The sequence below is a fragment of the Enterococcus sp. AMC1252 genome (assembly GCF_058216515.1).
Genome location: NZ_CM177097.1, coordinates 836,030 through 859,292, shown reverse-complemented (window position 1 = coordinate 859,292; position 23,263 = coordinate 836,030). Strand labels below are relative to the sequence as shown.

The window sequence follows — 23,263 nt, the reverse complement described above, 5'->3', positions numbered from 1 at the left end:
TTTTCAGCTCCTTACCACAATATTCGTTAATTTCTCAGCTACATATATTATGTCGTCCTCAGTCATTTTTGTATTCAGCGGCAAAGTAATTTCAGACTGATACATGTTAAAAGCATTAGGATAATCAGTTATTTTAAATCCTATTTTTTTATATGCTGTTAATAAAGGTAGTGGTTTATAGTGAACATTGGTCGCTACTCCCTTTTCAGCCATTTCAGTTATGATTTGATTTCTTTTTCGCTCATCTAAATCTCTTATATTAGTAAGACATAAATGACCGCTCGACATATGTGTTTCATTGTAATGGGATAACATACTTATTTTGTCAATTTCCTTTAAAGTTGATTCATATAGTTCAATTAACTTTTTTCTTTTAGACAACAAATCAGGATATCTTTCAAGTTGAATTAGCCCTAAAGCTGCTTGTATATCAGTCATATTGCATTTAAAAGCAGGCTCTATAATATCATATTCCCATGCACCTAACTTGTTTTTAGCAAGAGCATCTTTTGTCTGACCATGAAGTGATAATGTATTGATCTTTTGATAGATTAACTCATCTATTTTCATATCAATGGATTTCCACGTCAAAGCTCCACCCTCGGCCGTGGTTATATTTTTTACAGCATGAAAGGAGAAGCTAGTAAAGTCAGCAACAGCTCCTGATCTGATTCCGTTGTATGTGGCTCCGAAAGAATGTGCTGCATCCGCAAGAATAATTATTCGATCATATACGGATTGGATATCATTATTAGCAACAAATAATTTTTTCTTATCTTCAACTAATTTAAAAAGTCCCTCATAGTCGCACATTACTCCCGCAATATCGACTGGGATGATGACTTTTGTTCTTGAAGTTATTGCTTTCTCAAGCGATTCTATAGATAGATGATAGCTATCTTTTTCAGTATCAACTAGAACTATTTTTGCCCCAATATGATCAATCACACTTGCCGAAGCGGTATAAGTGTATGAAGAAGTGATTACTTCATCCCCTGGCCCAACTCCTAACATTCTTAAACACATTTCCATAGAAGAAGTAGCTGAATTCAAGCAAATAGTTTTTTCAGTCCCACAATATTCAGATATTTTTTTTTCAAATTCTTTCGTTTTAGGCCCTGTTGTGATCCAGCCGGATTTAAGAACTTCAACTACACTTTCTATTTCTCTATCTGTTATATCTGGTGGCGAAAACGGTATATTTTTCATAATATCTCCTTTTACTTACTTGATTCATTCGCAAATTCTATCACTTGTTTAGCTGTAACTTTTTCATTCAATGATAAACTATTAACAAATGAGATTACTTTTTCAAATTCAAACCCTTTAACATTACCAATAAAAATTTTATCAAATACCTGTTCGTCATTTTTTTCTTTATTTACCAACAATTCTTCAAATAACTTTTCACCTGGACGTACGCCACTTTCTACAATATTTATTTGATCTTCTCTATAACCACTTAACTTGATCATATTTTTAGCTAAATCATATATTTTTACGGGTTCCCCCATATCTAAAATAAATATTTCTCCACCTCTTGCTAATGCTCCTGCCTGAATAACTAAACGGCTAGCTTCTGGTATTGTCATAAAATAGCGAGTCATTCGAAAATCAGTTACAGTAATCGGGCCCCCTGCTCTAATTTGCTCTTTAAAAACAGGGATTACACTACCACGGCTCCCTAATACATTGCCAAATCTTACTGCACAAAATTTTGTATTGCCTTTATCATTCAAACCTGTGACTATCATCTCTGCAATACGTTTGGTAGCACCCATCACATTAGGAGGATTTACCGCTTTATCGGTAGATATCATCACAAAATTTTCAACATTATATTCTTTGGCTGCTTCAGCAACATTTTTTGTGCCGAATACATTGTTTTTAACTGCTTCTACTGGGTTTTCTTCCATTAGTGGGACATGTTTATGGGCAGCTGCATGATATATATTATCTGGTCTATATTGTTCAACAATTTGGAATATTCTTTCTCTATCCTGAACGTCAGCAATGATTGGAATAATCTTTGTATCAAGCGCACAAAAGAGGCGTTTTAATTCTTTTTCAATCTGATAAATAGAATTTTCTCCATGTCCCAAAAGCAATAATTTTTTAGGGGAAAACTTCATTATTTGACGACAAATCTCTGACCCGATAGATCCTCCTGCACCTGTTACCAGTATAACTTTAGATGTCAGCTGATCAGTTAGTTGAATCATGTCTAGTTTAACCTCTTCACGTCCTAACAAATCGACAACATCAATTTTTTTTAATCTAGAAATTGTAATATTTCCAGAAGCTACTTCTTCCAGTGCAGGCATAGAGTTAATTGGTAGGCCTAGAGGCGTTACCAATTCCAAAATCCTCTGTAATTCCTTTGGCTGCAGAGAAGGAATAGCAATTGTTATCATTTCTATATCATAAGATTCGACAATATAAGGAATTTGCTCAACAGTTCCTAAAACACGGACACCTGCCAAATACGTATGGAACTTATCTGGGGCATCATCAATAAAACCAATAACACCAATATCTCCATTCGTCGTAGAATTGACCAAACTGTTTAATAATACTCTTCCAGCTTCACCTGCTCCAATAATAAGAGTTCTTTTAGCGCCATTGTTCAGTGAACATCTTCTATTTTGATATTCAATAATTAATCGCCAAGCTAAACGACTTGATATAATAAAAAACGTAGACAATAAATATGTTAATAAAATAAAACGACGACTGTAAAAATTATCTGTCACTGATAAAAAAATAAATTCGATAACAGCTGTCACACTTGTCGCACCAAAGATAGCACCCATCTCGCTTATGTTTGTATAACGATTGATGCGCGTAAATACTTTTAAAAAAAGGCCAAAAAAGATATACAATACCAACTGTATAATAATAGCTTTAATCAAAAAAGTATATGTAATTTCAACATACGGTAATAAGTAAAAATAAGAAAATATATTCGCTAATATAATTATTAGTGAATCAACTAACAGTAACACCAACACTTTTGCCCTTCTTGACATCTTTCACAACCACTCTTTCTTATAAAAAACCAAACCTTTTCTTCTGAATCGCTTTAAACTCCAGTCTTTTTATATTATCCCCATTTAAAATATCTCTAGCCACTTGCTTCATTGCTTCTACACGTTCAATGCCCATATCTTTTTCAATCGCCTCGTAAGCTTTTCTCATAAAAAAACCACGTTTATTAATGTTATGTGCATCCGAAGCCATCATATAGATCATATTATGTGAAACCATCTGTTTTGCGATTTTTTCAATTTGCTTTCCAAAAACACCAACATAACTTGGAGCCGTAAGTTGGGTCAATACTCCCATCTCTAAAAACGGTAGCAGTTTATTAGGATCTTGAATAAATTTACTATTTCTTTCCGGATGAACGATAACTGGCGTATGACCTGCTTTTAACAATTCAAAAAATAAATGTTCTGTATATGCGGGAATATCGTTAGTAGGAAATTCAATCAAAATATAGCGATTCTCAAGATCCGTAAATAAAATATCCCCTGTCTGGATTTGCTCTAATAATTCTCCGCTGATTCGCACTTCTTGTCCTTCGAATAGGGTAAGTGGAATACTCCGAAGATCTAATTCTTTCTGCAAATCCGCCACATGAGCAATTACCTGAGCAGCAGGATTATCGTATCTGCCATTATTATGATGAGGTGTACAAAGAATATGGGTAATTCCTTGTTTAACAGCCATCCTAGCCATATCAAGCGAATTATCGATTGTTTGTGCACCGTCATCAATTCCTGGCAATATATGGCAATGTAAATCAATCATTGGCTTTTTCCTTTCCTACTGTCTATTATGAACCGTAATAATAGCCTTGATCTGCTATATTTTTAGATCCGTTATACACAACACCTAAAATATTCGCATCTACTAGTTCTAATAAACTTTTGGCTTTCAATAAGGAATCTCTTTTTGAAACATTTTCACGGACAACTAAGATCGTTCCATCTGATTTCGATGATACGATTTGTGCATCAGTCACAGCCATGACAGGCGGCATATCAAAAATCACTAAATCATACTGTTGTTTTAATTCCAACATCAATTCTTTCATCCGTCTAGAATCCAATAATTCTGAAGGATTAGGTGGTTTAGGTCCACTTGTCATTAAAAATAAATTATCAACACCAGAAGTTTGAACCACTTGATGCAAAACTGTTTCACGACTACCCAATAAAGTACTTAACCCACGGATATTATCCAAAGAAAATGTTTTTGCCACTGTTGGCTTACGCATATCTGCATCTACCAATAATACACGCTTACCTGAATTAGCAAATACGATAGCTAAGTTAGCTGAAGTAGTAGATTTTCCTTCACTTGGACCTGACGATGTGATTACTAATGTTTTTAGATCTCTATCTACCATAGCGTATTGGATATTCGTTCTGATCGTTCGATATTGTTCTGAAATAGGTGAAGACTTATCAGTTAAAGTAATTAAACTTACTGCTTTGGTTTTCTGTTTTTTTTGAGTTCTTACTTTATTTGTCATTCTATACTCCTTTAAACTCGCGGACGACTTCTACGTGCTGGCGGTGTAGAGTTATCTGGTTTGATATTTTCTTTTGATACTGGTCTGGGCACTTCTCTATTTGGATATCTTGAGTCAGAAGAAAAGGATTCTGACGGTGTGCGGACAACTTTTGCGTTTAACTCTTTTGTTGTCATATTAGGAACAACACCTAGTAATGTAAAACCAAGTTCATCTTCCACAAAACTATCATCTTTGATCGTTTTATCAAATAATTCTAAAATGAACGATACAGCGATTCCGAACATAACACCTAAAGCCAATCCAATAATCAAGTTTATCTTATTATTTGGTGAAACTGGGTTCACATTGGCAGTTGCTGCTGATATAATCGTGATTTTATCCACATTCAGCATATCTTTAGCTTGTTCTTGAAAAACTAAAGCTGTTTGATTGGCGATATTTTGTGCGACTATTGGATCTGTCACTTTAGAAACAATAGAAAACATTTGTGAGTTTTGTGACTGGTTTACAGAAATACTTGCACCTAGCTCTTCAACTGATAAATCATTTTCATGCTCTGTTTTCATTCGTTGTTGTACTTCCGTCATCACAGTATCACTTTTGATCAAGTCTTTATATGTGTTGATCATTTGCAAATTTCCATTGATATCATTGACATTCGTTGTTTCATTTTGCGGTAATCGAACAATTAATTGAGCTTGAGAACTATATTTAGGCGTAATCACAAAATAAGTTAACATTCCAGCAATACCTAAGCCTAAAAACATACTGACAATAATTAAACCAATACGTTTCTTTAATACTCCAATTAATTCCTGTAAACTGATTGTCTCTTCCATTTTTTCCTCCAATTAACTACATACAAATAATTATAAATTCTAGTTGAATCAAGTACAAGGTTATTTCCAAAGAATGCACTATCAATTATTTCAACAATTATTGAAATAATTGATAGATAACGTTTTTTGCCGATGCTATTCACTTGGCTGAACTTCTTCTTGTTCAATTACTGAATCACCATTTGCTTGTTTTTCTAGCAGCTTATCAATTACATCCAATTTATCTGATAACTCTTTTTTCAATGTTTCATTTTTAATCTCAGATAGCTGATTGAAAATAAAAATAAAGTGTTCAATAGTTGCACTACTCGTCAATACTCCATCATGATTCATTTCAGTAATGGATTGTTTCATGTCATTGTATTGCTTAATTTGATCATCCATTTGATTTAATACAGCAGTGATTGCACCGCTCCACTGATTGTTCATTTTGGAAACATCATTTCGTATCTGTAAAATTTTCTCTGCAGTTGTATTTTCTTTTATAACAATATCACTGTTTTCTACTGTCCAGTCAGCCGGCGCTTGATCAAGCAGGATACTTATTCGTTTTTGGATATCATTTTTAGTTTTAACATCTGCTATTTTAGCCAATAGTTCTTTTTTACCTTGGCTTACTTCGGATGTGTCTATTGAAAAATCTTTATTTTTCAGTCCAAAATCTACTGCTTCAGTCTTCAATGTAATGATATCTCTTTCAATATCTTTTATTTTTTCGCTCTCTATTGGCTCTATTAAAAATTCTTCTTGATCATTTTGATACAATTGATCAGTTTGTTTATTCAGCCGTTTGATTCTTACAGCTTCATTTTTTATTGTTGATTTTGCGTAGTCGACTTTTCTTTGTTGTTCTTGACTAGCATTTAATCGTATTCCTAACAAACAGACACTAATTGAACATATAATAACAATTATATAAATAATTTTACCAACCCAACTTCTTTTTATCACAATTACACTCCTTTTAAATACCTCTCTTTTCACAACCAACTTGTGTTTATTATTGCAAATTAGACATACCAACCTTGCATGTCTGCTAATCGTCTATTTTATTGATTCTAAAAATGCTAGATACTCTGCTTGTTCAGTAGTTTCTATAATACGTAAATTTTCAAATTGCCCTTGGCTAATCTCAAGCAATGTACCAGATATCAGATGTGTAACAGTCGCATTTCCTATCAATTCCATCCAATAACCATCTGAATCTTCTTCATGCACCACCGTTTTTACCATACCACCAGTATTTTTAACAGTGATGGTTTCATTAAATTCACCATCATACAACAATACATACATCAAACTGCTCGCACACATCGCTGTTCCACAAGCATTAGTAAAGCCTACTCCACGCTCAAAAGTTCGTACAAAAATTTGATTTTCCCCTAACACTTCTACAAAGCTTACGTTGACTCCATCTGGGAATAATGGATTATCTCCATTTACATATGTTGCAATCTGCTCAAATTCTCTGCCCATCAGTGTTTGATGATCTACAAAAGTAATCAGATGTGGATTAGGAACTGCTACAGCTGAAAATTTTAATTTACTAGATAATTCTGGAATCAATTCATTAATGATTGTATTCTTTTTAATTTCCATTGGAAGCGCTGTTGTTTCAAAACGGACTGGTGAAATTTCCACTTGACAGGTTACTATATTTTCCGCTAATTGAGGGGCTTTGCGTACTTTAAGATCTGCAAACATGGTCTCCACAGTAAAGGATTCTTTATTATATTTTTCAGCCAAATATCTAGCAACCGTGCGCAACCCATTCCCACACATACTCGCTTCACTACCATCACTATTGATTACACGCATTTTAGCTAGTGACTCTCCTTTTGCAACTTCTTCTACTAATAGTAGACCATCTGCTCCATTCAGAAGCCCAGCATCTCTATCACACAAAAACATGCGTAAATCATCGATTTCCTTATCGGTAAGTGGACGCTCTAATTGCATTTCATCAATTAAAAAGAAATCATTTTCCGATCCATGAACTTTCTGCATACTTATATCCATGACAAAACTCCTTTGCTCTCTGTGTTTACTGGTTTTTATTCCTAACTATTAGTATGCCACAAACAAAAAGAGGAAAACAGTGTATTTTACTGTTTTCCTCAAAAAGTTTATAAATATTCTTTTTCCTGATTATTTAGCTGCAGCGAAACGTTTGTTAACTTCATCCCAGTTTACAAGATTCCAAAAAGCATCAATGTAATCCGGACGTACGTTTTTGTAATTTAAATAGTAAGCATGTTCCCAAACATCTAAACCTAAAACTGGTGTTTTACCATCCATTAAAGGTGAATCTTGGTTAGGTGTTGAAGTAATTTCTAGTTTGCCGTTATTTAAAACTAACCATGCCCATCCTGAACCAAAGCGTCCAGTTGCAGCTGTTTTAAATTCTTCTTTTAATTTATCAAAGCTACCAAATGTAGAATCGATTGCATCTTTGATATCACCTGTTGGCGTGCCACCTGCGTTAGGTGCCATGATTTCCCAAAAGAATGAATGGTTTGCATGTCCACCACCATTATTGCGTACAGCTGTACGAATATCTTCTGGAATGCTATCCATGTCAGCAATTAAATCTTCGATTGATTTTGTGCCAAGTTCAGGATGTTTGTCGATTGCAGCATTTAAGTTTGTCACATACGTGTTATGGTGTTTGTCGTGATGTAAATGCATTGTCTCTACATCAATATAAGGTTCTAATGCATCATAAGCATAAGGTAAATCTGGCAAAGTGTAAGTCATAAAAAATCCCTCCATTAATTAAGTATAAAGTTTCATACATTTATAGCATAACAGATTTTATGGCAACCTTCAAAGTAATTGCTTACAAAGTTTGGTATAAACTTGTTTTTCCCTGTTAACTCCTTTAAAATGACGTGTATACTCAATTTCAAGTCAGGAGAGAATTTATGAACTCATTTACACTTTTTAAACACTCATTATTTCAGTTAACTGATCTCCATCAGGCAAAAAAAATGCCGTTTTGGAAAGTCATTTTATATGTTGTTTTTTTAAGTATTATTCTTGCCCTTCCTATAACAAAACAAATATTTTCCATAATGCAGGACATCAAAAGTGATGGACAAAAAATTGCTGCAAAGTTGCCTGAGTTTAACATTACTGATGGAAAGCTCCAAACAGCAGATGATGCTGAAGGATTTATTTATCAGACAAACTCTATCATATTCACCTTTGATCCTGATGGAAGACGATCGCTTGATGACGTAACAGCTGATTCGGTTGGTAATGCTGTAGGTTTAGGCTTCTTACAAGAGGAATTTGTTGTCGCTTTACCTAACTCTGGCGCTGCAGATTCGCTACTGGGAGCCAATCAATTTGAAGTACCTTATTCCAAAGGGACACTGGATGGATTAAATAGTGATAATTTAAAAAAATCTTTAGATGAGGCTAGCGTCCCTTTTTGGATAAAGTTAGTTGTTTTTATCTTTACTTTGTATCCTACTTTCATTAACTTGATAGTTAATTTACTGATGATTACAATTGGGGCTAATCTATATAGCAAAATCCGTTTGTATAAACTACGTTTTTTAGATTGCCTAAAGATTTCAACTTATTGTGCGACACTCCCTGTGATCGTCAGTAGTGTTCTTCATTTTATCAATCCGTCTTTTGATGATAGCTTTTTGATTGTGTTCATCTCTTTATTGATATTCTTCTTTGCTATTCGTAAAGAAGAGCATCAAGAGCCACCTTTAGCTTAAACCTAAGTCAAAAGCAGTTGATTGTATCTTAACCTTTTCTTACATTCTCAGTTTTATAGAATTGTGTTAAGATAGACCATGAATGACACTTATTAAGCTTTAGTAATCAAAATAATAGTAGCGTATTAAGGGGAGAATGCATTATGGGAGAATTGACTCATCGTAAAAATACACGTCAAGTTAAAGTTGGAGAGTTAATAATCGGTGGCAGTGATGAGCTATTTATTCAAAGTATGTGTACAACAAAAACGCATGATGTTGAAGGTACAGTAGCTCAAATCAAACGGCTAGAAGACGCAGGCTGTCAAATCGTTCGTGTGGCAGTTCCAGATGAAGCTGCTGCTGACGCATTAGGCGCTATCAAAAGTCAGATTTCGATTCCTTTAGTTGCTGATATTCATTTTGACTATCGTTTAGCACTAAAAGCAATTGAACAAGGTGTTGATAAGATTCGGATCAATCCAGGAAATATCGGACGTAAGGATCGTGTAGAAAAAGTTGTAACCGCATGTAAAACCAAAGGGATTCCGATCAGAATTGGAGTCAACGCTGGTTCTTTAGAGAAAAAATTCTTGCAACAATATGGTTATCCAACTGCTGAAGCGATGGTTGCTAGTGCAGTTGAACATATAAAAATACTTGAAGATTTAGAATTTTATGATATCATTGTGTCCTTAAAAGCGAGTGATGTTAACTTGGCTATTGAAGCCTATACTTTAGCTGCTCAAACTTTTGATTATCCTTTGCATTTAGGAATTACAGAAGCTGGAACAAAATTTTCTGGCGGAATGAAATCTGCAGCAGGTCTTGGTGCATTGCTTTCTCGAGGAATTGGAAATACTTGTCGTGTTTCGCTTTCAGCTGACCCCGTAGAAGAGATCAAGGTCGCGAAAGAAGTCCTAAAAGCTTTTGGTTTGGCAAGCAACGCTGCCACTTTGATTTCTTGCCCAACTTGTGGACGAATCGAAATTGATTTGATCCCAATTGCGAATGAAATTGAGGAATACATCGAAAAGATCAAAGCTCCAATCAAGGTGGCTGTTTTAGGTTGTGCTGTTAATGGCCCAGGTGAAGCTCGTGAAGCAGATATTGGTATTGCCGGCGGTAATGGTAAAGGGATGCTTTTCAAAAAAGGTAAAATCATTCGCACAGTTCCTGAAGAAATAATGGTCGACGAATTAAAAAAAGAAGTCGATATTCTTGCAGCTGCATACGCTCGTGGTGAAAAAATATAATTTGCATGTTCTTAAAAAAGATTGAAAAGTTCAATCTTTTTTTGTTTGCAGTGTATTTTTGTTACAATAGACTGGCGAGGGGGAATCGACATGGAACAACCGTTAATCTATCTTTACGAACAGATGAAAGAAGAACAAGTTGAAACAATTAGGCGAAGTGCGCCTGATTATAGAATCATCGATGCTAAGAGAGAATCACCGCAAATAATTGAGGATGATATTGAGATCATGTTAGGTTGGGACAAAATCTTGGGTCAGCGTTTGCTTGATTCAGGAACAAGTCGTTTGAAGTGGGTTCAATCTGTTTCCGCTGGTGTGGATACATTTGATTTAGACCGTTTTTTTGAAAAAGAAATTTTATTATCCAACGCCAGTGGTATTCATGGTATTTCAATTTCAGAATATGTTTTAGGTGTTTTATTGGCTGAGTTTAGAGGTATTCGTGCCAGTATCAACAATCAGTCAAAGAAAGAATGGACTACCAACAATATTGCCTATCAACAACTATCTATGAAAAAAATGCTGATTGTCGGAACCGGACGCATCGGACAACAGCTCGCTGTCTTTGCGCAAGGATTAGGTATCCAAACTTACGGAGTCAACACGTCTGGCCATGTCACTAACGGTTTTATCGAGTGCTATTCTCATAAAAATATGAGTCGGATCGTGAACGAGATGGATATTGTTGTGAATATTCTTCCTCTGACTGATGACACTTATCAACTGTATAACGAAAGAATGTTTCTTGCAATGAAACCAGGTACTATTTTTGTAAATGTCGGACGTGGCGCTTCTGTTAATACAAATGATTTGATTCACGCATTGAATACAGGTCAACTAAGTTTTGTCGCGTTAGATGTTTTTGAAGAGGAACCTTTACCTGAAAGCAGTCCACTTTGGACAATGGAAAACGTTTTGATCACTCCTCACATCTCTGGTGTGACACCTAAATTCAAAACAAAATTATTGAATATATTTATACAAAATCTCGATCAATATTTAAAGGATCATACTTTAGCTAAAAATGAGATAGTTTTAAAACAAGGTTATTAATAATAAAAATACTGACTCGAATCACTAGTAATAGATAGTTTCGAGTCAGTATTTTTATTATTGTTTTTGATCTTTTTCTGTTTCTTTAACAAGATAAATCGGGCGTTTTTTAGTTTCCAAGAAAATTTTACCAATGTACTTTCCGATGATTCCAAGGCAAAGCAATTGCAGGCCTCCAACAAATAAAATAATACAAACCATAGACGGCCACCCACTGGTAGGGTCGCCTTTGATAATTGTTCTAAAGAAAATAACAAACATCGCAATAACTGATCCTATACATGAGAAAGCACCCACATAAGAAGCCAGATTCAAAGGCGCTTCTGAAAAATTGACGATCCCATCGATAGAATAACTCAACAAACTCCAAAAAGACCATGAAGTAGATCCAGCTACTCGTTCACGATTCTCGTAAGAAAGATATTCTGTATTAAATCCTACCCAGCTGAAAATTCCTTTTGAAAAACGATTATATTCTGTCAATTCTAAAATTCCATCGACCATTTGCCGTGTCATCAAGCGAAAGTCTCTAGCACCATCGACCATCTCTGTTTCACCAATTTTGTTGACTAGACGATAAAACATTTTAGCAAAAAAACTCCGAATAGGCGGTTCTCCTTCACGGTCACCTCGTCTTGTACCGATACAATCTAGTTCTTTATTCGTCTCTAACATTTGAATCATTTTAGGCAACAATTCCGGAGGATCTTGTAAATCCACATCCATCACTGTGACTAGACTACCCTTTGACTCTTTAAGTCCAGCATACAACCCTGCTTCTTTTCCAAAATTTCTAGAAAAAGAAAGAAAACGAACTTTTTCAGGATACTCTTTATATAATTTTCTCAGTGTATTTAATGTTTGATCTTTCGACCCATCGTTAATAAATATGTATTCTATGTCATGTTGAATTTGTGAACTCACTTTCTCCACTTCTTCAAAAAACAATGGAATGGATTCCTCTTCATTGTAACAAGGAACAATAATTGATAGCATGAAATTTCCTCCAAAAAAAGTATTATTTGTTGATTATAGCATACATCTACACCAGAGTAATGAAAATATGAGTAGACATTTCTACTTATTCCGATGTTTTCACTATAGAAAAAATATAACTATTTAAAATAAATTTACTTAATATAAATAACACACATATTTTAATTCTCGCAGTATTAAAACTCCACAAACCTTAATAAATATAGCGATTAAAAATTAAAAATATTATTAATGTAACTTTAAATAATTATTACACTTTTGTTTTATGTTTAATTTTCAATTGATATCTATCGAACAAATGGTTATTATATATATAGCGAATAATTTTCCATATAATATATTCATTTTTGTGAAATATATAACTTTTGACTATTCTAAAAATCATAATTAATTATTAAAGGGAGACTAAATATGCTAGAAGACATTTTATTAGATGATGTTGCACAACGCAAAATCAGTGTTTTTAATCAGTTATTGAGCACTACAAATGGTACATATAGCGTTCACTATTTTGAACAGTTTACAGATTTTTCCTATGCCCGTTTAAACTCTTTGTTCTCTGAAATCCATGAAGATCTCATGGAGAAACAAGGACTTGAGCTATTAAATGGCCAAGGGAAAGTACATATTGATTTATCCAAGTTACGTGATATTCCATATTCACAATTTCTATTTCGCAAAAGTTTACCTTATAAATTTTTACTTGCAACAATTCTAGAGAAAAATTACACAATAGAAAATTTTTGTAGAGATCATTTTATTAGCCGTGCATCGATTATCCGAAGACTTCAACCATTGATTAATTATTTAAAGGCTTTCGATATTCAGTTGAACTGTTCAAAACTTCAGCTAACAGGAAAAGAAAATTTGATTCGTATCGTTTATTTAAACTTCTTTTGGATTGCATCATATGGAGAAGATCTATTTTTAGCATTAGATGAAACAAAACGAGGATTTGATTTATTTGATCCAGAAGATCGTAAATGGATGACCTATACGGAACCTAGAGAATGGTATTTGTTGACAACGATTTCTCAATTGCGTATCCAAAAGAAACATTTCATTATCGAACCTCCATTCAAACAACTAACTTTTCCTAAAGTAAACACATCCTTTATTAAAAAATTAGAGAAAATAAATCTACCTCAGCACTACATAGAACGAGAATCTACTTTTCTTTCCTTTATGATGTTTTACTGGAATATTTATTTTTATGCAGATGACCCTAGAATCATCTATGTAAAAGAATACATGAATAGCGAGCAGCAACCTCTAACTAATTTGATTGAACGTTTTGAAAATTTTTATCTGCCTTTATTCACAGAAAATAAACTGTCTAGCGAAGAAAGAGAAGTATTGAATATCAACATTTTCACTACATGCCTCAATCACTACGTCATAAAAGATTCACTACCACTTGCTATCAACTTTATGGAGACGTGTATAAAAGAACAAAATCCATTATATAAGCCTCTCTCTGCGAAAGTGAGAGAATTCTTTAACCAAATCATCTTGACTCCTGAATTTACTTGGATAAAAAATTGTTTAGAAGACTTGACTTATATTTGTTCATTTTTATTGCTTCCATTCTATGAACGGAGCAATCCAAAATATCAATTGAATGTCGGCATCATTTTATCACCGAACGCTATTTTTTTACAATCTCTTTTTGATTTTTTAGAACAAATTTCTTTTGTTTCAGTTTCTTTTGTTTCTTCAACCTCTGAGGATGACTACGATTTTTACATAGCGGCATCAAAACTTTTGATACCAGATAGAATTAAAGACAATGGTAATTTTCAAGTAATTCCATTATCCCCCGCATTAGATTATCAAGTGATACTCATTGATACGTTACATAAAAAATATACAGCAAAAACTTCTTCTTTAGCTAATTGACACAGCTACAACTAGATGCTTTTTGTTTCTTACAAGAATTCAGCTCCTTCGCAAGTAAGCCGAAGGAGCTGCGTTTATTCAGAGTTAGAGAGTACACTGACAATTAATTTTGTCTTACTCACTCTATTTTTCTTTCCAAATAATTTAAACACTGGTTAACCTATTGTTTCAGGTCTTCTTTGTTTTCAGCAAATTTATATTTAGGTTCGTCTTTTTCTTCATCATAATCCACTAATAAATCATATCCTTTAAAAAACCAATCATCTGTCTCTTCAATAAAATAAGTAATTCCATTGATTACTTCTTTGACTAATGGTTGATCTGGCGCTTCCACAGACATTGCGATTGAAAAACCTTCATGAACATCTGTTTTACCATAAATTTTACCATAAAAACGAATACCACTATCTGAAGTGACACCAATTTCATCTTTGAACCATTGTTGTGCACGTGACGTGATTGTTAATTTCATCTGCAATTTCCTCCTAACATAAAAGCATCTCAATCTCTATAAGTTGAGACTAAAGCTATATCACTCCTTGTCATTTTAGCATATAGTCTAATTTTCAGGGAATAAACTGCTTGTGTCTATTCATTCATCTTTTCATCCAATAAATCAACATCGTCTGTTTCACCTACGACTAATAAATTGTCATTTTCTCTGACCATCTCTTCTGCCGCAGGAGATGCGATGACCTCAGATTTTGAACGTCGTATAGCAACGACCGTCAAACCAAAACGCTGACGGAAATTTAAATCGCCTAATGTTTTACCATAAAATTTTGGATTAGAGACACGAACTTCTGCCAAAGATACTTCATTTGATAAATCAATATAGTCTAAAATATTTCTAGAAACTAATTTATGTGCTACCCTGATTCCCATATCTCTTTCAGGATGAACCACTAAATCAGCACCAATTTTTTCTAACACTCTTGCATGGTATTCATTTACAGCTTTAGCCAAAACATTTGGTACACCCATTTCCTTGACCATTAACGTAACCAAAATACTCGCTTGAATATCCTCACCAATAGCAATGACAACATGATCAAAATTGCGAATACCTAAAGAACGCAAAGTCGCTTCATCCTGGGCATTTGCTACGACTGCGTGTGTCGCTATATTCATATATTCGTTTACTCGATCTTCGTTACTATCAATCGCTAAAACTTCTTGACCAGATTCAATCAATGTTTGACAAATGCTGCCGCCAAATCTCCCTAGACCAATAATTGCAAAATTTTGCTTCATGTTAACTTCTCCTAGTTTTAAATTTAATTTAAGTATAACAAACGGATAGACAATTGAACAGAAACAGTCTTTCTATTTTATTGTGATCCTTATCTTCTCATTTCTCGTTATACAAAAAAAGTGAATAAGACAAACTAATCAAGTTTATCTTATTCACTTTAAATTTCTTTTTATTTTGCCAATCCATGCTGAAATGCATAAATAGCAGCTTGTGTACGATCTTCAACATCTAATTTAGCTAAAATATTTGAAACATGGGTTTTAACTGTTTTAAGTGTGATAAATAATTCATCTGCAATTTCCTGGTTGCTGCGGCCTTTGGCAATCAACATCAAAATTTCATGTTCACGATTCGTCAAGTCTTCATGCAATACAGGTTCGTGTTTTTTCGTTAAGCGTTCCATCATTTTTGTTGTTACTTCTGGTTCTAGAACACGTTCTCCTCTAGAAATTGCACGAATAGCATCCGCAATCTCATGAGCTGTTGAAGTTTTCAACAGATAACCAGCAGCTCCGGCCTCAATTGCTGGATATACTTTTTCATCATCTATAAAACTGGTAACAATGATGATTCGCGCTTGCGGCCAATCTTTTAAGATTGCTTTTGTTGACTCGATTCCATCCATTACATCCATAACTAAATCCATTAGAATCACATCAGGTCTTAATTCTAACGCTTTCTCATAGCCAATCTGGCCATTTTCAGCTTCTCCGATTACTTCAATATCTTCTTGAATCGATAAATAAGAGGATACGCCCAATCGTACCATTTCATGGTCATCCACTAACATTACTTTGATCACTTGCTAATTCCTCCTTTATTACAGGCACTTTGATCTCAACACTTGTTCCTTGACCTTTGAAACTGATTATTTTAACGATACCGCCCATACCAGCAACACGTTCACGAATATTTTTTAAACCGTAGCTGCCGGCTTTATTATCATTCTCACTCATATCAAAACCAACACCATCGTCGACTAAACGCAACAACACATTTTTATCTACTTGATGTAAATAAACTTCAAGTTCCTTTGCTTTAGCATGGCGTAACGTATTGGAAAGCAACTCTTGAACAATTCTAAAAAGGTGATCTTCAATGCTGTTATTCAAATGGACATCTTCAACGTCCCAAGTCAATTCGATCTTGATTTTGGTTTGCAATTCTTTTAGCAATTGCTCTATCCCTTTACGTAAGCTTTTTCCTTCTAAACTTACTGGACGTAAATGTAACAATAATGCACGCATCTCCGATTGCGAAGCATTAATAATATCTGTTACCATCACCAATTGCTTACGGAACATTTCCGGAGTCTCACTTCGATGGGCTTGTTCATTTAATGCAGATAACATCATCATTGCCGCAAATAACTGCTGACTAACTGAGTCGTGCAACTCTCTAGCTAGTCGATGGCGTTCTTCTTCTAGAATTTCTTCTTTCGTTTCTCCATCCATTAACTGAGGACGGCTATTTAATAATTGCAATTCTTTAGACATTTCCAATAATTTCGTTCTAATTTTTAAAATATCTTGGTCAACTTCACCGATATATTGATCGTTGCTTGCATGTGGTACATTGTTAGTGAGAGCTGGATTTTCATAGCTGCCTCTAGCCAACAAACGAAGTTTTTCTTCAATTCTACCATATTGTGATTTTTGTACAATAGATACGAGTAAAAATGTTGATAACCCGACTAAAAGAGAAATCAAGAGCATATGGAAAATCAAAGGAATGTAAAATACTTTCCTTTGAAGTAATTCCAACATCCAATTTTTCTGCTTGATTGAATGAAAGTATGAAAATAGTGTAAGTAAAACAACGATAAAAGTACTGCAAGAAGCGTACAAAGAAAGCATCTGTCGAGACATCTTACCCATCATACACGAATCACCTCTAGATCCCCGACTAATGTATTTGTGATAATTTTTAATCGACGGTTATTCGTGTCATAGTCATTGCTGTAGACTTTTAAAGACTCATTTTTCAGATGGTATTTTTCTTCTTCAAAGTTAACATTTCCATAGAAAGTTGAATGTTCCAACATCACCGCAACACCTAACGGAACCAAGATTCTCGTCCGGCCAAAGCCTTTACGTATAATGATAATGCTATCATCTTTAGGCAATAACGTATTGCCTAGATCAACGATCGTATCCCCAGAAAGAATATCAATATTGATGTCATTCCATTCGTAAACGTTACTCCCAATACGCTCATTAGCAAACCAAGGACGTTTGAAACGGCGACCACTTTTCGGTTCAACATTTGTGGTTTCGACCATGATCATTTGTTTCTTTCTCCATGGTGCTCGCTGTGTGATATCAACACCGGCGATTTCAACACCTTTTAAACCAATAAACAGGACACCAAATACCAACATCAACCAAAATGCCGGACTATTCATTACTCCAATCAAGATAAAGATAATTCCTAACACTAGTTGAAAGTTATTGAAATTACTACGATGAACTTTTTTCATTGCATATACCGCACTTAAGATACCCAATACTAATAAAACAGCTAGACCCGGGTTATGTATAATTTGCCATAAAGCCAATATAAAAAGTAATGCTTCTACTACAATAAAAAAACGCCATGGGTTATTCATCATAATCCCCCTTCCTATGAAATTAGTATACCTTGATTCCCATATTAATGTTAGTTGCTAAAGCCCCATTTTACTATAGGACTTTAGCCCTAATTTTTTTACTATTTCATTATCCATTCAGGTTTAAAGGGCAAGTCAAAGCTAATAGTAGCTTTGGCCCGCCCTTTGTTCTTATCAATTGTTTTGTTAGCCAACTTTTATGATTCTTACTTGCATATCTCCACCTGGAGTTGCAATAGCAACTTGATCGTTCAAGCGTTTACCGATCAATGCTTGTGCAATTGGCGAATCGTTTGAAATTTTACCAGAAAATGGGTCTGCTTCTGCACTACCTACAATAGTGTATTCTTCTTCATCTCCATCAGGTAGTTCAACAAATGTCACTGTTTTTCCAATAGAAACTTCGTCTGAATCAACACCACCATTGTCAATGATCTGTGCAAAACGAATCATATTTTCTAAGGTTGTGATTCGTCCTTCTACAAAAGCTTGCTCGTCTTTAGCTGATTCATACTCAGAGTTCTCTGATAGATCACCAAAGCTTCTTGCAATTTTTATACGTTCAACGATTTCTTTTCGTTTAACTGTTTTTAATTCTTCTAATTCTTGTTCTAATTTTTCTTTTCCTTCGAGTGTCATAGGAAATACTTTTTCTACCATGTTAATTTCTCCTTCTAAACTTACTACAATGTTTTATTTTATTTTCATTGAAAAATTCCGCTTTCAATCCACAAAAGAGTACCACGCTTTAAGCAAATTGTAAATAATATTCCCTTAATTTTTATAAATACGATAGACTTTTCTTATAGTAGAGCCATCTCTCATAGTTCTCCTGTGCTGAATTAATAGTAAAGCGAAACGAGCCGCCTAAATTATAGGTTGGCTCGTAATAGGATACGCAAACTTAAAAGCTATTCACTTTTTTCAGTTTCTGTGTTATTTACATATTTGTCCACAAATTCTTGATGTTGTTCATATGTCTCTGCAAAATAAACATTTCCAGTTGAAATATCAGCAACAAAGTAAAGATAATTATTTGGGATTGGATTTAAAACAGCATTGATTGCTTGTTCACTAGGACTATCGAAAGGTCCTGGTCCATAGCCAGTATTTTTATAAAGGTTGTAAGGTGAATCAACTTCTAAATCTTTATAGGTGACCAATTCTTTATGTTCACCTAAAGCATATAAAATGGAAATATCTGATTGCAACGGCATATTAGCTGCAATTCTATTAAAGAAAACTTGAGCAATTTTTTTACGATCTTCTTCTTTCACGCCTTCTTTTTCTACCAATGAAGCGAGCGTTAGCACTTGCTGGATTGTCATTCCTTTAGCGTGAACCATTGGAATAAACGGTTCGATCACACTACTAGACTTCGCAATCATTTGGTCGACAAAATCTTCTAGCTTAGCATCTTTGTAGTAGTCATAAGTTGCCGGAAATAAGTAACCTTCAAAGCGATAACGAACATCGCCTGCCTCAGCTGCACTACCTAATAACTCCGGATATTTTTCTTTCATCGTATCAAAGAATGCTTGATTCTTCATCAGTTCAATAAATTGATTTTTCTTGAAATCAGTATTTGTTTCGATAGCATCTCCGATTTTATCAATATCGAAGCCTTCTGGTATCGTGACTTTTCCATCAGCTAGCTGTGTCGGTTCAGCTGTTCCGCCTTCTCTTAAAAGTGCACCGATCTCATCTAACGTCATGTTTGGTGACATTTGATAGTAACCAGCCTGAAAATCAGTCAAATTTTTAAATTTTGCATAATAATTGAAGACCATTCCGCTTTTGATGACTTTACTATCTTCTAAAATATTGGAAATCTTTTTATTCGACGAGTCTTCTGGAATGTGTACTTGAACCAGTTTCGTATCTTTTTTATCGAGTGGTTGTAATCCTGCATTGACATACTTATAAAAAGTGAAGCCAAAAATTGCAATCACTAATAACAAAACTGATGCAACGATCAACACGATTCGGCTAACAATACGGTCTTCTTTCTTTCTAGTACGGTTGTTGAAATTATCCTCTTTAGGGCTCTGTGTGTTGTCAGATTCTGACGAATCGCTCGTTTTTTCAGCTCGGCTTGCATGGTGCTCTGAACTACGAGAACCAACTGTTTCTATTTCATCCGGCTTTGCTAGTTCCTCTTGATCATCTGACTGGAAACGGTATGCCCGATTATATTCTGCTTCGTTATGCTGTGATAGATTCTGAGCATTATGTTCAGAAGAAGCTGATTCCTCATTCTCAATCTCTTCTCCGCGCAAAGAACGCAAGACCTGATCTTTGAATGAAGACTTGGAATGATCTTGATTATTTTGGTTATCTTCTGCCAAAACAAATCCTCCTTACTTTCTATGTATCTTCTTTAACTTTTACCATTATACATGAAAGCTTTTTAAATTTAAACTTTTTTAGAGAAAAGTCACTAACTTGTAAGATTTGTTTTCTTCATTAGTCTAAATAATAGTGGTTGGAGCATAAGACCATTTCCAAAGAGATTGCTTCTTCTTTTGCTATTTATTCATGCATAGAGCCCAAAACAAAACCGATTTTTAGGTTTGTCTTGGGCTCTCTAAATTTTAATTATTCAGCGCTTAGTGCTGCCATTGTAATATAATTATAAGGTTGATTAAAATGTGGCAAAAAGAAAATGTCTAGTAATTTCAGCTTGTCGATCGTTACTTTTTCTTCGATTGCCAAAGAGAACATATGGATTCCCATTGAAATGTCTTCATATGAGGCCATCTGAGCTCCAACGATACGCCTAGATCCTTCTTCATATACAATTCTTATTTTCACTTTATTATTTTCTTTCATAAATCCAGGTTTTTGTAAATCTTCAAATTCAGTATGCTTTACTTTCAAACCTATTTTTTCTGATTCTTGCACTGTCAAGCCTGTAGAAACCATATGATAGCCGAAAATAGAAATTCCGTTTGAACCTTGAACACCAATCGATTCTAAAGGTGTACCACCAACGTTATGCGCCGCTACGATTCCCGAACGAACAGCGTTTGTCGCTAAAGCAATATAAGTTGTTTGTTGTACAGCATTTGAGAAAATCGTCGAACAATCTCCTACTGCATAAACATCAGGATCACTTGTTTGTTGATGAAGATCAACAAGATATGCACCATTGGCAAATAACTTCAAATGATCTTTGCCTAAGCCATTGTTTGGTCTAAATCCAATCGCATTTATGACTAAATCTACAGCATATTCTCCTTTGTCGGTTACGATAGACTCAACTTTTTCTGTCCCTTTGTATTCTTTTGCCAATTCATCATAATGTAGTTCAATCCCATTATCGGCTAGGACTTTATCCATATCATCTGTGAACCATTTGTCATAGTAATTTGGTAGACATCTCTGTGCTGCATCAAATAATAGAACATTCTTACCACGTCGTTTGGCAGCTTCTGCAATCTCAACACCAATGTAACCTGCTCCGATCACTGCAACTGTTTTTATTTCCGCTTTTGCCATAGCGGCATCTACAGTTTGACCATCTTGGAAAAGTTTTAAGAATTCAACATTTTTCAAATCTCTTCCTGGAATATCTGGGTTAATCGGCGCCGATCCTGTAGCTAAAATCAATTTATCATAACTTTCTGTAAATTCTTCACCGTTATGTGTTTTACAGTATACTGTTTTTTTAGCAAAATCGACTTTTTCTACAGTAGTTTCCATATAAATTTTAGCACCTTTAGCTTCAAAGGCATCCTTATTTGTATAAAATAGATTTTCGTATGATTCAATTTGGCGTCCTACCCATAGTGCTGTACCGCAACCTAGATAGCTAAGATTCGTGTTTCGGTCGATCATGACTACTTCTTGATCTGGATAAGTATCCAACAATGTGTTTGCTGCAGCAATTCCTGCATGATTGGCACCTACGATAACTGTTTTTATTTTGCTCATAAGACTCTCCTTCATGTGATTTATTGAACTTAATTATAACGTAAGAAAGGGTTTTCTTTTATCAATTTATCACCATTCCATTAAAATATTTGAGAAACTCTCATTTTTTTCACTAAATCATCATAAATATTCTACCTTAAAAAAATAAAGATTCATTTTTAACAAAATAACAGGTAAAATGAACTTACTGAAAGGGGTCAAGTAAATTATGCGAAAAAAAAAATTAGTGTTAGGCTTGCTATCTGGGTCAATGGCTTTCTTTTTAATATCTTGCGCTTCAGCAACTGAAAAAGAAGTCAAAAATACGAAAACTAGCGCGTCAGATGTTTCCACTAAAATATCATCAGCTTCTCAAACAGAATTAGAAGAAATCTTAGAAAAGACAATTCCAGATACTGAAAATCATTTTGAAGCAAATGATGACGGTTTGGAAGCCTTTGTTAGGTATGTCGAAGAATTCCCGCCACTTGTTGAGCTGTCAATGATAGATAAAATCAGGGAAAAAGGCCGGCTATATTTCACTGAAGACCAAATGAAACGTTTAAATAAAGCATTAGATGAGACAACTGCACTATAGTTAATACTTTTAAATTTTCTTAACAATCGTCAAACTACTTTTAACTTGGAGGAATGATCATGGAAAAAAATCAAGATTACTGGATAAAACAGCTTCAGTTAGAAGCCCATCCAGAGGGCGGATACTTTAAGCGAGTTTTATGTTCGGAGCAATCGTTACAAGTATCAGCTAATGCAACGCGTCCTTATTATACAAGCATTTATTTTCTATTGACGAAAGGCAATCCTTCTCACTTCCATCGCTTAGCCTCAGATGAAGTCTGGTATTATCACTTTGGTTCAACTTTGAGTATTCATTTATTACACCCGAATGGTCGATATGAAAAGATTCAATTAGGAACTGACTTGGAAAATGGGGAAGTATTGCAGGCAGTTGTGCCTAAAAATGTGATTTTTGGATCAACTATAGACGGGGATGAAGAATTCGCTTTAGTAAGCTGTATGGTTTCTCCTGGATTTGACTACCAAGATTTTGAATTATTTACAAAGAAGCAGTTAAATGCGCTCTATCCAGAGCACCAAAATATTATCGAACAACTTGCGTATGATCAATTGCCGTGACGACGTATAGTTTAAAAGAAGAGCT

22 protein-coding genes and 1 pseudogene are annotated in these 23,263 nt (G+C 34.5%); 6 read left to right on the top strand and 17 right to left on the bottom strand.

Annotated features, from left to right (window positions below):
* Positions 1-3: 3 nt before the first annotated feature.
* The 8 genes from AC4BB5_RS03920 to AC4BB5_RS03885 all read right to left on the bottom strand — a co-directional run bounded on the left by AC4BB5_RS03920 (position 4) and on the right by AC4BB5_RS03885 (position 8,139).
* Complete coding sequence (locus AC4BB5_RS03920) at positions 4-1,209, bottom strand: DegT/DnrJ/EryC1/StrS family aminotransferase (protein WP_490458100.1); 1,206 nt, start codon at positions 1,207-1,209, stop codon at positions 4-6.
* A gap of 11 nt (positions 1,210-1,220) precedes the next feature.
* A complete protein-coding gene (locus AC4BB5_RS03915; RefSeq protein ID WP_490458099.1) occupies positions 1,221-3,029 on the bottom strand; it encodes a polysaccharide biosynthesis protein in 1,809 nt (602 codons plus the stop codon).
* A 19-nt stretch (positions 3,030-3,048) separates the two neighbouring features.
* Positions 3,049-3,813, bottom strand: a complete 765-nt coding sequence (locus AC4BB5_RS03910; protein WP_490458098.1) for a tyrosine-protein phosphatase — start codon at positions 3,811-3,813, stop codon at positions 3,049-3,051.
* A gap of 25 nt (positions 3,814-3,838) precedes the next feature.
* Complete coding sequence (locus tag AC4BB5_RS03905; protein WP_490458097.1) at positions 3,839-4,540, bottom strand: CpsD/CapB family tyrosine-protein kinase; 702 nt, start codon at positions 4,538-4,540, stop codon at positions 3,839-3,841.
* Positions 4,541-4,551: 11 nt separating this feature from the next.
* Positions 4,552-5,382, bottom strand: a complete 831-nt coding sequence (locus AC4BB5_RS03900; RefSeq protein ID WP_490458096.1) for a YveK family protein — start codon at positions 5,380-5,382, stop codon at positions 4,552-4,554.
* A gap of 135 nt (positions 5,383-5,517) precedes the next feature.
* Positions 5,518-6,333: a hypothetical protein gene (locus AC4BB5_RS03895; protein ID WP_490458095.1), complete on the bottom strand. Its 816-nt coding sequence runs from the start codon at positions 6,331-6,333 to the stop codon at positions 5,518-5,520.
* A gap of 93 nt (positions 6,334-6,426) precedes the next feature.
* Positions 6,427-7,401, bottom strand: coding sequence for a diaminopimelate epimerase (gene dapF / locus AC4BB5_RS03890; RefSeq protein ID WP_490458094.1), 975 nt, complete (start codon positions 7,399-7,401; stop codon positions 6,427-6,429).
* A gap of 129 nt (positions 7,402-7,530) precedes the next feature.
* Positions 7,531-8,139, bottom strand: coding sequence for a superoxide dismutase (locus tag AC4BB5_RS03885; protein WP_490458093.1), 609 nt, complete (start codon positions 8,137-8,139; stop codon positions 7,531-7,533).
* Between the two features lie 167 nt (positions 8,140-8,306).
* On the opposite strand from AC4BB5_RS03885, the gene AC4BB5_RS03880 reads away from it, so the two are divergent.
* From AC4BB5_RS03880 to AC4BB5_RS03870, 3 genes are all read left to right on the top strand, one after another.
* Positions 8,307-9,119, top strand: coding sequence for a DUF1189 domain-containing protein (locus tag AC4BB5_RS03880; protein WP_490458092.1), 813 nt, complete (start codon positions 8,307-8,309; stop codon positions 9,117-9,119).
* Positions 9,120-9,262: 143 nt separating this feature from the next.
* A complete protein-coding gene (ispG, locus tag AC4BB5_RS03875; protein WP_490458091.1) occupies positions 9,263-10,354 on the top strand; it encodes a flavodoxin-dependent (E)-4-hydroxy-3-methylbut-2-enyl-diphosphate synthase in 1,092 nt (363 codons plus the stop codon).
* Between the two features lie 90 nt (positions 10,355-10,444).
* A complete protein-coding gene (locus AC4BB5_RS03870; RefSeq protein ID WP_490458090.1) occupies positions 10,445-11,407 on the top strand; it encodes a phosphoglycerate dehydrogenase in 963 nt (320 codons plus the stop codon).
* Positions 11,408-11,464: 57 nt separating this feature from the next.
* Here AC4BB5_RS03870 and AC4BB5_RS03865 read toward each other — a convergent pair whose 3' ends face one another.
* Positions 11,465-12,403 (bottom strand): glycosyltransferase family 2 protein, encoded by a 939-nt coding sequence (locus AC4BB5_RS03865; RefSeq protein WP_490458089.1) that lies wholly within the window; start codon positions 12,401-12,403, stop codon positions 11,465-11,467.
* Positions 12,404-12,814: 411 nt separating this feature from the next.
* On the opposite strand from AC4BB5_RS03865, the gene AC4BB5_RS03860 reads away from it, so the two are divergent.
* The gene (locus tag AC4BB5_RS03860) at positions 12,815-14,302 is read left to right on the top strand and encodes a helix-turn-helix domain-containing protein (protein WP_490458088.1); all 1,488 of its coding nucleotides are present in this window, start codon (positions 12,815-12,817) and stop codon (positions 14,300-14,302) included.
* Positions 14,303-14,462: 160 nt separating this feature from the next.
* Here AC4BB5_RS03860 and AC4BB5_RS03855 read toward each other — a convergent pair whose 3' ends face one another.
* The 8 genes and pseudogenes from AC4BB5_RS03855 to nox all read right to left on the bottom strand — a co-directional run bounded on the left by AC4BB5_RS03855 (position 14,463) and on the right by nox (position 22,101).
* Positions 14,463-14,774 carry a HesB/YadR/YfhF family protein gene (locus AC4BB5_RS03855; RefSeq protein WP_490458087.1) on the bottom strand — a complete coding sequence of 104 codons (312 nt, stop codon included), beginning with the start codon at positions 14,772-14,774 and terminating at the stop codon, positions 14,463-14,465.
* Positions 14,775-14,890: 116 nt separating this feature from the next.
* Positions 14,891-15,556, bottom strand: a complete 666-nt coding sequence (locus AC4BB5_RS03850) for a potassium channel family protein (protein WP_490458086.1) — start codon at positions 15,554-15,556, stop codon at positions 14,891-14,893.
* 170 nt (positions 15,557-15,726) lie between these two features.
* Positions 15,727-16,359, bottom strand: a complete 633-nt coding sequence (locus AC4BB5_RS03845) for a response regulator (protein WP_490458085.1) — start codon at positions 16,357-16,359, stop codon at positions 15,727-15,729.
* Positions 16,334-17,437, bottom strand: coding sequence for a sensor histidine kinase (locus tag AC4BB5_RS03840; protein WP_490458084.1), 1,104 nt, complete (start codon positions 17,435-17,437; stop codon positions 16,334-16,336). The genes AC4BB5_RS03845 and AC4BB5_RS03840 overlap by 26 nt, the downstream gene beginning before the upstream one ends.
* Complete coding sequence (liaF, locus tag AC4BB5_RS03835) at positions 17,434-18,165, bottom strand: cell wall-active antibiotics response protein LiaF (protein WP_490459022.1); 732 nt, start codon at positions 18,163-18,165, stop codon at positions 17,434-17,436. Before liaF ends, AC4BB5_RS03840 begins: the two co-directional genes overlap by 4 nt.
* A 186-nt stretch (positions 18,166-18,351) precedes the next feature.
* Complete coding sequence (gene greA, locus AC4BB5_RS03830; protein WP_490458083.1) at positions 18,352-18,825, bottom strand: transcription elongation factor GreA; 474 nt, start codon at positions 18,823-18,825, stop codon at positions 18,352-18,354.
* Between the two features lie 251 nt (positions 18,826-19,076).
* Positions 19,077-20,180, bottom strand: a pseudogene (gene mltG / locus AC4BB5_RS03825) (endolytic transglycosylase MltG); the annotation flags it as partial.
* A gap of 583 nt (positions 20,181-20,763) precedes the next feature.
* Positions 20,764-22,101 carry a H2O-forming NADH oxidase gene (gene nox, locus AC4BB5_RS03820; protein WP_490458082.1) on the bottom strand — a complete coding sequence of 446 codons (1,338 nt, stop codon included), beginning with the start codon at positions 22,099-22,101 and terminating at the stop codon, positions 20,764-20,766.
* A 208-nt stretch (positions 22,102-22,309) separates the two neighbouring features.
* On the opposite strand from nox, the gene AC4BB5_RS03815 reads away from it, so the two are divergent.
* Together AC4BB5_RS03815 and AC4BB5_RS03810 are read left to right on the top strand one after the other, a co-directional pair.
* On the top strand, positions 22,310-22,678 hold the full coding sequence (locus tag AC4BB5_RS03815) for a hypothetical protein (protein WP_490458081.1): 369 nt from the start codon (positions 22,310-22,312) through the stop codon (positions 22,676-22,678).
* 59 nt (positions 22,679-22,737) lie between these two features.
* Positions 22,738-23,238 carry a cupin domain-containing protein gene (locus AC4BB5_RS03810; protein ID WP_490458080.1) on the top strand — a complete coding sequence of 167 codons (501 nt, stop codon included), beginning with the start codon at positions 22,738-22,740 and terminating at the stop codon, positions 23,236-23,238.
* The last annotated feature ends 25 nt before the right edge of the window (positions 23,239-23,263 follow it).

Bases quoted from the DNA above. Each gene is read 5' to 3' on its own strand.
- AC4BB5_RS03920 (WP_490458100.1), bottom strand. From the start codon at position 1,209: ATGAAAAATATACCGTTTTCGCCACCAGATATAACAGATAGAGAAATA.
- AC4BB5_RS03915 (WP_490458099.1), bottom strand. From the start codon at position 3,029: ATGTCAAGAAGGGCAAAAGTGTTGGTGTTACTGTTAGTTGATTCACTA.
- AC4BB5_RS03910 (WP_490458098.1), bottom strand. From the start codon at position 3,813: ATGATTGATTTACATTGCCATATATTGCCAGGAATTGATGACGGTGCA.
- AC4BB5_RS03905 (WP_490458097.1), bottom strand. From the start codon at position 4,540: ATGACAAATAAAGTAAGAACTCAAAAAAAACAGAAAACCAAAGCAGTA.
- AC4BB5_RS03900 (WP_490458096.1), bottom strand. From the start codon at position 5,382: ATGGAAGAGACAATCAGTTTACAGGAATTAATTGGAGTATTAAAGAAA.
- dapF (WP_490458094.1), bottom strand. From the start codon at position 7,401: ATGGATATAAGTATGCAGAAAGTTCATGGATCGGAAAATGATTTCTTT.
- AC4BB5_RS03885 (WP_490458093.1), bottom strand. From the start codon at position 8,139: ATGACTTACACTTTGCCAGATTTACCTTATGCTTATGATGCATTAGAA.
- AC4BB5_RS03880 (WP_490458092.1), top strand. From the start codon at position 8,307: ATGAACTCATTTACACTTTTTAAACACTCATTATTTCAGTTAACTGAT.
- ispG (WP_490458091.1), top strand. From the start codon at position 9,263: ATGGGAGAATTGACTCATCGTAAAAATACACGTCAAGTTAAAGTTGGA.
- AC4BB5_RS03870 (WP_490458090.1), top strand. From the start codon at position 10,445: ATGGAACAACCGTTAATCTATCTTTACGAACAGATGAAAGAAGAACAA.
- AC4BB5_RS03865 (WP_490458089.1), bottom strand. From the start codon at position 12,403: ATGCTATCAATTATTGTTCCTTGTTACAATGAAGAGGAATCCATTCCA.
- AC4BB5_RS03860 (WP_490458088.1), top strand. From the start codon at position 12,815: ATGCTAGAAGACATTTTATTAGATGATGTTGCACAACGCAAAATCAGT.
- AC4BB5_RS03855 (WP_490458087.1), bottom strand. From the start codon at position 14,774: ATGAAATTAACAATCACGTCACGTGCACAACAATGGTTCAAAGATGAA.
- AC4BB5_RS03850 (WP_490458086.1), bottom strand. From the start codon at position 15,556: ATGAAGCAAAATTTTGCAATTATTGGTCTAGGGAGATTTGGCGGCAGC.
- AC4BB5_RS03840 (WP_490458084.1), bottom strand. From the start codon at position 17,437: ATGATGGGTAAGATGTCTCGACAGATGCTTTCTTTGTACGCTTCTTGC.
- liaF (WP_490459022.1), bottom strand. From the start codon at position 18,165: ATGAATAACCCATGGCGTTTTTTTATTGTAGTAGAAGCATTACTTTTT.
- greA (WP_490458083.1), bottom strand. From the start codon at position 18,825: ATGGTAGAAAAAGTATTTCCTATGACACTCGAAGGAAAAGAAAAATTA.
- nox (WP_490458082.1), bottom strand. From the start codon at position 22,101: ATGAGCAAAATAAAAACAGTTATCGTAGGTGCCAATCATGCAGGAATT.
- AC4BB5_RS03815 (WP_490458081.1), top strand. From the start codon at position 22,310: ATGCGAAAAAAAAAATTAGTGTTAGGCTTGCTATCTGGGTCAATGGCT.
- AC4BB5_RS03810 (WP_490458080.1), top strand. From the start codon at position 22,738: ATGGAAAAAAATCAAGATTACTGGATAAAACAGCTTCAGTTAGAAGCC.